The following is an 11,159-nucleotide window of genomic DNA, read 5'->3' as shown; positions in this document are numbered from 1 at the left end:
CCCCGAGCACAGGAGGGCCGGCCCAAAGACGCCCCCCAGCGCTCCGCAGCACAGCAACGCTCACCACCCGGGGGGCCCCCCCCCTGCCCCCCCATTAACGACCGGCGGGGGGTTCCCGGGGGCGGGGTGGGGGGCGGGGGAACCGCCCCGCCGTTCGGCGTGTTGGGCGGCCTTCGGCGCTGGGGCGCCGAAGGCCGCCCAACACGTGCCCTCGGCTTGGGGTCCGTCCAAGAAGGAAGGCATTGCTCGTCCGAGAAGGGCGGGACTTTGTTCGTTCGAGGTCGGCGGGGTGTGTTCGGCCGGAAGGTGTGGGGGAGGGGATTCGTAGGGTGGTTGGTTCTGACGGTGGGGTGCGGCTCCTACTAGATTTGTGCGGGCGGAGCGGGCGGGGTTCGTCCGCGCGGTTTTCGTTGAATCCGGGAGTTGAACTGTGGCTCGTCTGTTCGGGACCGACGGCGTGCGAGGGCTCGCCAACCGCGACCTGACCGCACCGCTCGTCATGGACCTGTCCGTCGCGGCGGCGCGGGTGCTCGGCGAGCAGGGGGCGTTCCGGGGGCACCGGCCGCTGGCGGTGGTCGGACGCGATCCGCGGGCGTCCGGCGAGTTCCTGGAGGCGGCCGTCGTCGCGGGTCTCGCGAGCTCCGGGGTGGACGTGCTGCGGCTCGGCGTCCTGCCGACGCCCGCCGTCGCGTACCTGACGCACGAGCTGCACGCCGACCTCGGCGTGATGCTGTCGGCCTCGCACAACCCCGCACCCGACAACGGCATCAAGTTCTTCGACCGCAGCGGCCACAAGCTGCCGGACGAGCTGGAAGACCGCATCGAGGCAAGGCTCGGTGAGGAGTGGGAGCCGCCGACCGGCGCCGGGGTGGGACGGGTCCGGGACGCGCACGGCGCCGTCGAGCAGTACGTGGCGCACCTGCTGTCGACCGTCCCGGTGTCGCTGGACGGCCTGCGCGTCGTGGTCGACTGCGCGAACGGCGCGTCGTCCGACGTGGCGCCGGAGGCGCTGCGCCGGGCCGGGGCCGAGGTGATCACCATTGGGACCGCTCCGGACGGTCTGAACATCAACTCGGGCTGCGGGTCCACGCATCTGGAGGCGTTGCAGGAGGCCGTCCGGGAGCACGGCGCGGACGCGGGCATCGCGAACGACGGCGACGCCGACCGGTGCCTCGCCGTGACGTCGTCCGGCGAGGTCGTGGACGGCGACCAGATCATGGCGATCCTGGCGCTCGAACTGCGCGAGGCGGGCGCGCTCGCGGCCGACACGGTCGTCGCCACCGTGATGTCGAACCTCGGGTTCAAGCTCGCGATGCGGGAGGCCGGGATCGCCGTGGTGGAGACCGCGGTCGGCGACCGGTACGTGCTGGAGGCCATGAAGGACGGCGGGTTCGCGTTCGGCGGCGAGCAGTCCGGTCACGTGATCATGCTGGACCACGCGACGACCGGCGACGGCGTCCTGACCGGCCTGCACCTGCTGGCCGCGATGGTGCGGCGGGGCACTTCGCTGGACGAGCTGACCAAGTCGATGACGCGCCTGCCGCAGATCCTCATCAACGTGAAGGACGTCGACAAGGCGCGGGCCAAGACCTCGGCGGAGCTGGCGGCGGCGGTGGCCGCGGCGGAGGCCGACCTCGGCGACACCGGGCGCGTCCTGATCCGGCCGAGCGGGACCGAGCCGATGGTCCGCGTGATGGTCGAGGCGGCGTCGGAGGCGCAGGCGCGGTCCGTCGCCGAACACCTCGCGGGCGTCGTGCGGACCGTGCTCGGCTAGCTCTCGTCGATCTCCAGGCGGCCGACCTTCAGGTGCTTGATCTCCACGGTCCCCGCCTGGAGGTGGCCGACGACGGCGCGCTTGACGACGAGCTTGCCGATCGCGAGCGCGCCGAGGGCCAGGGCACCGACCGCCATGGAGCCGATGGCGACCGAGCCGAGGCCGGTGCCGCCCCGCACCGTCACTCCGGTCGCGGACGCCCCCGTTACCTTGGCGCCCGTCGCCCGCGCGCCGACGCCGCGTTCGGTCCGGACGCGGGGGAGCTCGTCCTCCTGAGCGTTCTCGTCGGCGTTTTCAGGTTCGCTGGTCATGCGACGAGCCTACGCGCGGCGTCAGCAGCGGCCGAGGAAGGTCTGGAGCGCGTCGTGGTCGGGGTCGGTCACCGGTAGCGAGTACTTCTTCGCGACGGCGATGTACTTCACGGCGTAGGCGCACTGGAAGTCTTTCTGAGGTTTCCACTCGCCCGGCCCCGAGTCGCTCTTCTGCCGGTTCGGGACGCCCCACACGGCCAGCAGGTTGGCGTGGTCGTTGGCGAACCGCTCGCGCTGGTCCTCGCTCCAGCGGGACGCGCCCATCCGCCAGGCGAGCGCGAGCGGGTAGACGTGGTCGATCTGCACCTCGGCCGCGTCCTTCTTCGCGAAGGTGATCGTCTTTCCGCTGTAGGGGTCGTGCAGGACGCCCGCCAACACGACGCACTTGCCCTTCTTCTCCACGTCCTGGAGGTCGCGGGCGAGGACGTCGTTGCGCTGGTCGCAGCCGTTGTGGTCGGTGTCCTTCCAGCGCGTCCCGAACTCGTCGCGGGCGTAGCCGGTGCCGCGGCCCTCGGACGCGACCCGCAGTTCGGACAGGTCGGAGCGGGCCCGCTTGCCGTCGCCGGACCCCGGTTGCTTCGGGGTCGAGCTCGCCTCGGAGAGGCCGACGTCGCCTTCGCAGCCCGCCGACGCGATCAGCGCCACGGCGAGCGCCGCCGCCGGCGCCAGGCGTCCGCGTCCAGGGGTTCGTCTCGTCCCGTCCACCCGCATCCCCTCGCCGCACGCAAATTATGACGATATATACCTACTTGGGGCGCGCCACGCGATCAACCGCGCCGGTGGTGATCGCTTACCTGGCCGGATACGGCACGATGTCTGACGTGCTGCACCTGAGAGCGATCGTCCCGCCGGACCGCACCGACACCGTCCTCAAGGCCCTCGGCGACTGCGCGGGCGCGACCAACGTCGTCGTCCTCCCCGGCGCCGCCATGTCCCCGCGGGGCGACCTGGTGAACAGCGACGTCGCCCGCGAGTCCGTCAACGAGGTGCTGGACGCCCTCCGCGCGCTCGGCGTCGACCGGGACGGCTCGATCGCCCTGGACAAGATCGACCTGTCGCTGTCGGAGACCGCCGAGGAGGCGATGGAGCGCGCCCCCGGGCACGGCGACGACGCCGTCGTCTGGGAGGAGCTCGACAACCAGGTCGCCGGGGGGACGGCGCTGAGCTTCTCGTTCATCGCGTTCCTCGCGTTCGCCACCCAGCTCGCCGGGATCGCGGCGCTGATCGACTCGCCGGTGCTGGTGGTCGGCGCGATGGTGCTCGGACCGGAGTTCGGCGCGGTCGCCGCGATCTGCTACGGGATCGTGCGGGGGCGGCCGTGGCACATCGTCCAGGCGCTGCGGGCGCTCGCCGTCGGGTTCGCCGTCGCCATCCTGATCACCTACGTGTGCGCGCTGGTCAGCAAGTGGACGGGCGTGATCGAGCTCGACCGGCTGCCGACGGACCGCCCGCTCACCGCGTTCATCTACAGCCCGGACCGCTGGTCGTTCATCGTCGCGCTGCTCGCCGGGGCGGCCGGGGTGCTGTCGCTGACCGCGGGCAAGTCGTCCGCGCTGGTCGGGGTGTTCATCTCGGTGACCACCGTGCCCGCCGCCGGGAACTTCGCGGTGGCCGCCGCGCTGCGGCACGGCAGCGAGATCCGCGGCTCGGCGCTCCAGCTCGGCGTCAACATCGTCGGGATGGTCATCGCGGGGACGGCGACGCTGCTCGTCCAGCGGGCGGTGTGGGCGGCCATCCTGCGCCGGGGCGGGCGGCCGCGGATCCTCGGCGCCGGTGGCCGGACGACCCTCCGCGGGCGTACTTAGGTCGACCGAGATATGGCCGAATGGCTGAGACGGATGGCACCTCAGGGGGACGTGCCGCGCCGCACCGGCCACTAGGTTCGGAAACATGCCGATCATCGCCACCCAGGGGCTGACGATGAGGTTCCCCCGGGTGACAGCCCTGGACGACCTCTCCGTGGCCGTCGAGCCGGGCGTCGTCGGACTGGTCGGCGCCAACGGCGCCGGCAAGTCGACGCTCATCAAGATCCTCCTCGGGCTGCTGCCGCCGACCTCCGGCACCGCGTCCGTCCTCGGCCTCGACATCGCGCGCGAGGGCCTGCGGATCCGGGAGACCGTCGGGTTCATGCCCGAGTACGAATGCCTGCCACCGGACGTGTCCGCGACGGAGTTCGTCGTCCACATGGCCCGGATGTGCGGGCTCCCGCCCACCGCGGCCCGCGAACGCGCCGCCGACACGCTCCGGCACGTCGGCCTGTACGAGGAGCGCTACCGCCCCATCGGCGGCTACTCCACCGGGATGCGCCAGCGGGTGAAGCTCGCGCAGGCGCTCGTCCACGACCCGAAGCTCGTCTTCCTGGACGAGCCCACCAACGGCCTCGACCCGGCCGGACGCGACGAGATGCTCGACCTGATCCGGCGCATCGGCGCCGAGTTCGGGATCAGCGTCCTCGTCACGTCCCACCTGCTGGGCGAGCTGGAACGGGTCTGCGACCACGTCGTCATCATCGACGGCGGCAAGCTGCTGCGCTCGCAGGCCGTCGAGGCGTACACGACCGCGAGCGGCGTCCTCACCGTCGAGGTGGAGGAGGGGCGAGACACCCTCGGCCAGCACCTCTACGACCAGGGCGTCGCCGTCCACCCGGAGGGCCGGTTCCTCGTCGTCGACATCGCCGGCGAGAACACCTACGACCTGATCCGGGACGGCGTCGCCGACCTCGGGCTGCGGCTGATCCGGATGGAGCAGCGCCGCCACCACATCGAGGAGGTCTTCCAGACCGAGCCCGAGCCGTCCGGTGGGCCGCCTGCGACCGGAGTCGTCCCGCAGGAGGCGTCCCGATGAGCACGAGCACGATCCACGACATCGGGTACCGGCACTACGAGGGGCGGCGGAGCGGCCGCGCCTACGTGCTGCGGTCCCTGTACGTGCACAACCTGCGCGCCGCGTTCGGTCTCGGCCGTCCCGCCCGCGCCAAGATCATGCCGTTCCTGGTGGCGGCGCTGATGCTGCTGCCCGCGATCGGGTCGGTCGCGGCGTTCGCGGTCACCGACCAGGAGGACGCGCTGATCCGCTACGCCTCCTACGCGAACATCATGCAGGTGATCGTGGCGATCTTCCTGGCGACGCAGGCGCCGGTGCTGGCCTCGCGGGAGATCCGGTTCCACGTCATCCCGCTGTACTTCTCGCGTCCGGTGGGTCATCTCGACTTCGTCCTCGCCAAGGCCGCCGCGCTGGCGACCGCGCTGTTCGCGCTGATGGCGGTGCCGGTCACCGTGCTGTACATCGGCGGGCTCGTCGCGAAGGCGCCCGACTCCGGCGAGCAGTTGCTCCGGTATCTCGGCGCGCTCGTCGGCTGCGTCCTGTACGCGCTCGTCCTCTCGGCGATCGGGATGGTGGTCGCGGCGTTCACCCCGCGGCGCGGGTTCGGCGTCGCCGCCGTCATCGCGGTCTTCATGCTGAGCACAGCGTTCGTCGGCGCCGTGCAGGGCATCGCGGAGGCCAACACGAACTTCACCCTCCAGGGCTGGATCGGGCTCGGGACGCCGTTCAACCTGGTGGACATCGTCCAGGTGCGGCTGCTCGGCGCCCGGTCGTCCTCGCCCGGGATCGCGCCCGGCGTCGCCGGTGGCGTGGTCGCGCTGGCGGAGTGCGCGGTCATCGTCGTCGGCTCGGTCGCGGTCCTGTACCGCAGGTTCCGGAAGGCGGGCCTCTCATGAATGAGCGAAGCGAACCGGGGGGTGTGGGGGGTCGTCCCCCCACGGGTGGAAAGAGTGAGTTGATCCTGGACAAGGTGTCCCGCTGGTACGGGAACGTCGTCGCCGTCAACGGCGTGTCGATGCGGGTCGGGCCCGGCGTCACCGGGCTGCTCGGGCCGAACGGCGCGGGCAAGTCGACGCTCATCCACATGATGGGCGGGTTCCTCGCGCCGTCGTCCGGCTCCGTCACGCTGGACGGGACGCCGATCTGGCAGAACCCCGACGTGTACCGCGGGCTCGGGCTCGTCCCGGAGCGGGAGGCGGCCTACGACTTCCTCACCGGCGAGCAGTTCATCGTCGCGATGGCGAAGCTGCACAAGCTGCCCGACCCGGCCGCCGCGGCGCGCCGCGCCATCGGGCTCGTCGAGATGGACTACGCGGCCGGGCGCACGATCGGGAACTACTCCAAGGGCATGAAGCAGCGGATCAAGATGGCGTCCGCGCTGGTGCACGACCCGCCCGTCCTCCTGCTGGACGAGCCGTTCAACGGCATGGACCCGCGGCAGCGCCTCCAGCTCATGGAGCTTATCCGCCGGATGGCCGACGAGGGCCGCACCATCCTGTTCTCCTCGCACATCCTGGAGGAGGTCGAGCGGCTCGCCAGCCACATCGAGGTGATCGTCGCGGGCCGGCACGCCGCGTCCGGCGACTTCCGCAAGATCCGGCGGCTGATGACCGACCGGCCGCACATCTTCCTCGTCCGCTCGTCCGACGACCGCGCGCTCGCCGCCGCGATCATCGCGGACGGGTCGGCCCGCAGCGTCCAGCTCACCGACAAGGGCCTGCAGATCGAGGCGGTGGACTTCCAGCGCTTCACCTGGCTGCTCCCGCGCGTGTCGCGGGACGCCGACGTCCGGCTGTGGGAGGTCTCCCCGGCGGACGAGTCCCTGGAAAGCGTCTTCTCCTACCTGGTGGCGCGATGAATGCGACGATTGCGATGATCACGTTCCGGGCGATGCTCGGGCGGAGGCGGGCGCTGCTGCTGCTCGGGCTGCCGCTCGTGATGCTCGTCCTGGCCGTCGTGCTGCGCGCGACGGGGAACGACGACCTGGACGTGTCCACGGAGGTCCTCCAGAAGGTCGCGCTCGCGGCGCTGCTGCCGCTGCTCGCGCTGATCGCGGGGACCGGCGTGATCGGGCCGGAGATCGACGACGGCCAGATCATGTACGTGCTGACGAAGCCGATCCCGCGCCAGGTGGTCGTGCTGACCAAGCTGGCCGTCGCGATCGTGCTGGTGACGGCGTTCGCGGTCGTCCCGACGCTGCTCGCGGGGCTCGTCCTGACCGGCACCACGGCGGGGCTGACGCCCGCGTTCACGGTCGGCGTCCTGGTCGGCGGCGTCGCCTACAGCGCGGTGTTCGTGGCGCTCGCGGTCATGAGTCGCAACGCCGTCACGATCGGCCTCCTCTACGCGCTCGTGTGGGAGTCGCTGCTCGGCAGTTTCGCGCCGGGCGCCAAGCAGGCGTCCATTCAGCAATGGGCCATGTCGGTCACGGACAAGCTGACCAGCGCCTCGCCGGTCGAATCGACGGTGAGCCTGCCGGTCGCGATCACGCTGCTGGTCGCCGTCACCGTCGTCGGGACGTTCCTCGCCGCCTTCCGGCTCCGCTCCCTGACCGTCGCGAGCGCCGAATAGACAATGGCATGCCGAATTCGGCCGATCTCCCCCTCCGGAGGTCGGCCGAATTCATTTTTGGTTCACTTTCGGGGGATCAGAGCTTCTTGGTGGAGTAGGACACGAACGTCTTCCAGGGGGCGTTGAGCGTGAAGTAGCCCAGCGTCCGGTCCTGGCAATTGCTGTAGATGTGGTAGACGTAGCCCTTCGCCTGCTGCATCTCCCAGCCCTGGGACGCCGTCAGCTTGTAGCCCTTGCGGATCTTGACGGTGTCCGCGTACCCCTTCTTGACCGTGGACTCGCGGTCGAGCCCGGTGTTCACCTTCGCCTTGACCTCGCCGAAGACGAAGGCGTTGAGGGACAGCTCGATCCCGCCCGAGACCGAGTACTTCAACTTGGTCGTCCGCTCGAAGTGCACCTTGCGCGTGATGGTGTCGCGCGTGCTGTTGTAGAGGACGTCGGTCTCGTTGACCTTCTTGAACTTCTTCTTCGCCGTGATCTTGGCGACGTTGTGCGGGTCGCAGCGGGGGCCCGCCTGCTGGGCCGGGGCCGCCGGCGCGGCGGAGGCGGAGGGGGCGACGGCGAACGTCGAGAGGGACATTCCGGCGGCGACCGCCACTGCCATTGCTTTGGTACGCATAATCACCTTTCCGTGACTACAGGGGCTGGGGTATTCCCAGTCCCCGACTCGCTGACGGCGTCAGGATAACCACGTGTTCGAGGAAAAGGAAAGGGCTTCTGGTGCGGGACCCAAACTGGGTATGCAAAGGGTTGACACGCGAATCGTTCACGCTTCAATGAGACATTCGACAAAGGTGTCCCATTGTGATGGAGAAATGTCCATTTAGAGCGCGCCAAAGGCGTCGGCAAGGTCGCGTTCACGGGTGGGCTGGGGTCTTTAGGGGTGGCGGCGGCGCGCCGAGAGGCCGCCGCCACCGCGATGGATTTTTTTTCGTCCGCCGCCGCGCTCAGGTGAAGAGGTCGATGTCCAGCGCGTAGGCGACCAGGCTCATCGGGTTCGCCAGCGAGAAGGCCGGCGTACCGGCGAACAGCAGGCCGACGGGCTCCCTGTCCTGCCACGTCCAGACGCAGGAGCCGGAGTCGCCGCCGGCGCTGAACGGGCCGTCCCCGAGCGGCTCGACGACCACCTGGTCGGCGAAGAACGCCTGCCCGGCGGTCCCGTAGCTGACCACGCCGGACCAGCGGACGCCCGTGACGATGCCCCGGGTGAGCTGCGTCGTCCGGCCCGTCTTGCCCACGATCATGCCGAGCGCGGGCGTCTCGATCTCCGAGCCGATGCGGAACCGCCGGACGCCCTCCGCGGTCTGGACGCCGAGCTCGGGCGTCACCCGGTCGGGCCAGCACCAGGCCGTGGCGCAGTCCACGAGGTTCGTGCCGCCCGCGAAGTCGATCGGCACGAAGCTCTCCAGGGCGGCGATCTGGTCGGCGGGGCACGTCCCGCCGTCGGCGGGCGCGGGCTGGCAGACGCAGTCCCCGGCCGCGGCGCGGTTCGAGTCGGCGAACACGTGGTTGTTGCTGAGGGCGAGGAGCATGTCGTCGCGCGGCTGCTCCCTGCCGGTGGCGAGGCAGCCGAGGGTGCCGTCCGGGACCGCGGGATGCGCGGCCGAGAACCCGCCCGGCGCCGGACGGACGAGCGCCCGGTTGGACAGCGCGTCCACGACCCCGCCCGCGACGACCCGCATCGGCACGTCGGCGGCGGCGCGGACGCCCATGTCGTCCACGACCGCCGTCCGCACCCGGTCGGGCGACGCCGGCTCCGCGACGTACACGGTGAGGATCGGCTCGCCGGGCGTCCCGCCGTGGTGCGGGTCGCCCAGCCCGATCGCCACGCCCTGCACATTCCCGGCGCCTGCCCCCTCGCCGGGCAGCGCGTACCCGGACGCGGCCCGGTCCTGGACGCCGCTCCGGATGGCCGCGCCGATCTCGTCGCGGACGTCCAGGACGGCGCCGGAGACGGCGGCGGCCCCCGACGCGGCCCCCGGCGGCGGCTGGAAGTACACCCTCGGGTCCTCAGCCGCGAAATCCATGCGCATGCCCTCCGGCGGAGGGATGAAGCCACGGCCGCCCGAACTGCTATTACTCATGATTCAGTGCCTTTCTCAAAAAATGGGATCCCGGGCTACGGGACGATGATGTAGACGCAACCGGGATCGCTGCTCGCGCTCAGCCTCAACGCGTTCTGCACGGCGGCGGTCACTGAGTCGGCCTTCCGGTGCGGCTCGTCGTCCTGGTCGCCGGAATTCAAGCTGTCCGCGACGCAGACCACGGCGTAGGTCGCGTTTCCGCCCTTGGCGGCCAGTTGCCGTCCGCGCCCATAATTCGTGCCGACGTTGTCGACGACGTCGAAACCGGTCCCCTGGTTGTCTATGCGGACCGGATTGCGTCCGGTCGGCGGGATCACGTTTCCGCCGTCCCGCCACAGGTCCGCGAATTCGATGTCCGTGGCCTGGTCGTTGATCTGCCGCCGGACGGCCCGGTTCGTCCGGTCGAGCGTGTGCGGCCTGCCTTGCAACAACTGCACCATCGCGTTTCTCCTTTTCAGGGTGAGCTCGTGCTGGGGGAGCGTGCGTCCCCGCGCGCGGCCGCGCGGGGACGCCGCCCGGTCAGTGCCGGTCAGTGCCCGCCGGACGCGGTCACGGCCGCATCACCGCGGCGAGGTCGGCCTCGGTGCTGCGCGTGACGTGCCAGTTGTTCTCGTCGTCCAGGACGGCGGTCAGGTCGGCGACGCCCGTCGCGTACGACAGGACCTCGGTCTGCGTGAGCGTGGCCACGTCGACCATCTGGCTCTGCTTGAGGCTCCCCGCGACGATGTAGTAGGTGGGGTGCAGGGTCGCGATGTACTGCAGGTTCGGGCCCGCGTCGACGACGCAGGCGGGCAGCCCGTTCAGGGTGATCCCGAGCGAGCTCGGCTGGACGCTCGGCTTCGGGACCGCCCGCGTGCTGTCGACGTAGAGCTGGTCGTGGTTCGGCGCGGGCGTGTGGGTCGCGTACGAGAGCTCGAAGTCGCCGTTGGTGTAGTCGAAGGTGGCCGCGCACAGGGACGACGAGGTCGGGTCGGCGGGGATGCCGCCGTTCGCGCGCCACTGGTAGTCCTTGGCGACGCCGCTCGCCGACCACGCGAAACCCCAGGTGACGTCCCAGGTGAAGGTGTACCGGTTGCCCGGGTGGATCACCTGGGTGAGCCACGCGGTGCTGAGGGCGCCGCCGGCCCTGGCCTCGGGCAGTTCCGCCACGACCGAGAACGCCGGGCTGCCCTCCGCCAGCTCGGAGTCGTTGACGACGGTCAGACTGTAGGTGGCCATCAGTTCGCCTTTCTGGTGAGCGCGGCGACAGAGCGCCTTTGTGGCGTCTCAGGTGATCGTCCGCGCGGGCGCAGGCGCGGTTATTCCATGCGTTATTGCGTGCTCCGCGAATTGCGCCGGGCCTTTCAGCCGGTCCTCACCGTACGCAGTGGATTCCGTCGCGGAGAACCAGGGGACGGTAAAGTAATGGCCATGGCGGTTCCGGCCGGGCCGACTCCGGGATGATGTGACAGGGAATATTCAATTCCCTGTCGTAAGCCGCCGCAAAATGTCCGGGGACGGGGCCGCGATGTGTCGCCGCAGCCATTTCCCGGTGTTCGAGGTTTCCTTCGGCGAGGGGCCGGGCACGCTTTCACGGCGGTGACCTCGGCCGCCCGT

Annotated in this window: 12 protein-coding genes; 6 read left to right on the top strand and 6 right to left on the bottom strand. The window is 70.5% G+C overall.

Going from position 1 to position 11,159, the window contains the following annotated elements; genetic code table 11:
• Positions 1–430 precede the first annotated feature (430 nt).
• The gene (glmM, locus tag FXF65_RS35480; RefSeq protein WP_148354428.1) at positions 431–1,774 is read left to right on the top strand and encodes a phosphoglucosamine mutase; all 1,344 of its coding nucleotides are present in this window, start codon (positions 431–433) and stop codon (positions 1,772–1,774) included.
• Here the strand turns inward: glmM and FXF65_RS35475 are convergent.
• The gene (locus FXF65_RS35475; protein WP_148354427.1) at positions 1,771–2,085 is read right to left on the bottom strand and encodes a hypothetical protein; all 315 of its coding nucleotides are present in this window, start codon (positions 2,083–2,085) and stop codon (positions 1,771–1,773) included. The two genes, glmM and FXF65_RS35475, sit on opposite strands and share 4 nt — an antisense overlap.
• 21 nt (positions 2,086–2,106) lie before the next feature.
• Positions 2,107–2,790 (bottom strand): HNH endonuclease family protein, encoded by a 684-nt coding sequence (locus FXF65_RS35470; RefSeq protein WP_148354426.1) that lies wholly within the window; start codon positions 2,788–2,790, stop codon positions 2,107–2,109.
• 116 nt (positions 2,791–2,906) lie between these two features.
• On the opposite strand from FXF65_RS35470, the gene FXF65_RS35465 reads away from it, so the two are divergent.
• The 5 genes from FXF65_RS35465 (at position 2,907) to FXF65_RS35445 (ending at position 7,479) form a co-directional block, all read left to right on the top strand.
• On the top strand, positions 2,907–3,890 hold the full coding sequence (locus FXF65_RS35465; protein ID WP_148354425.1) for a DUF389 domain-containing protein: 984 nt from the start codon (positions 2,907–2,909) through the stop codon (positions 3,888–3,890).
• 85 nt (positions 3,891–3,975) lie between these two features.
• Positions 3,976–4,929, top strand: coding sequence for an ABC transporter ATP-binding protein (locus tag FXF65_RS35460; RefSeq protein WP_148354424.1), 954 nt, complete (start codon positions 3,976–3,978; stop codon positions 4,927–4,929).
• On the top strand, positions 4,926–5,804 hold the full coding sequence (locus FXF65_RS35455; RefSeq protein ID WP_148354423.1) for an ABC transporter permease: 879 nt from the start codon (positions 4,926–4,928) through the stop codon (positions 5,802–5,804). Before FXF65_RS35460 ends, FXF65_RS35455 begins: the two co-directional genes overlap by 4 nt.
• Entirely contained in the window at positions 5,801–6,766 is a 966-nt protein-coding gene (locus FXF65_RS35450; protein WP_148354422.1) for an ABC transporter ATP-binding protein, read from the top strand. The genes FXF65_RS35455 and FXF65_RS35450 overlap by 4 nt, the downstream gene beginning before the upstream one ends.
• Complete coding sequence (locus FXF65_RS35445; RefSeq protein ID WP_148354421.1) at positions 6,763–7,479, top strand: ABC transporter permease; 717 nt, start codon at positions 6,763–6,765, stop codon at positions 7,477–7,479. Before FXF65_RS35450 ends, FXF65_RS35445 begins: the two co-directional genes overlap by 4 nt.
• A 76-nt stretch (positions 7,480–7,555) precedes the next feature.
• Here the strand turns inward: FXF65_RS35445 and FXF65_RS35440 are convergent, their stop codons facing one another.
• The 4 genes from FXF65_RS35440 to FXF65_RS35425 form a co-directional block, all read right to left on the bottom strand.
• Positions 7,556–8,083, bottom strand: coding sequence for a hypothetical protein (locus FXF65_RS35440; protein WP_148354420.1), 528 nt, complete (start codon positions 8,081–8,083; stop codon positions 7,556–7,558).
• Positions 8,084–8,426: 343 nt separating this feature from the next.
• Positions 8,427–9,506: a hypothetical protein gene (locus tag FXF65_RS35435; RefSeq protein ID WP_148354419.1), complete on the bottom strand. Its 1,080-nt coding sequence runs from the start codon at positions 9,504–9,506 to the stop codon at positions 8,427–8,429.
• 92 nt (positions 9,507–9,598) lie between these two features.
• Positions 9,599–10,003 carry a hypothetical protein gene (locus FXF65_RS35430; protein WP_148354418.1) on the bottom strand — a complete coding sequence of 135 codons (405 nt, stop codon included), beginning with the start codon at positions 10,001–10,003 and terminating at the stop codon, positions 9,599–9,601.
• Positions 10,004–10,112: 109 nt separating this feature from the next.
• On the bottom strand, positions 10,113–10,781 hold the full coding sequence (locus tag FXF65_RS35425) for a hypothetical protein (RefSeq protein WP_148354417.1): 669 nt from the start codon (positions 10,779–10,781) through the stop codon (positions 10,113–10,115).
• Positions 10,782–11,159: the final 378 nt, after the last annotated feature.

The organism is Actinomadura syzygii (genome assembly GCF_008085905.1).
In the GTDB taxonomy this organism is placed as follows: domain Bacteria; phylum Actinomycetota; class Actinomycetes; order Streptosporangiales; family Streptosporangiaceae; genus Spirillospora; species Spirillospora syzygii.
The sequence above is the reverse complement of the archived record's forward strand: the minus strand, read 5'-3'. Positions and strand labels throughout refer to the sequence as shown.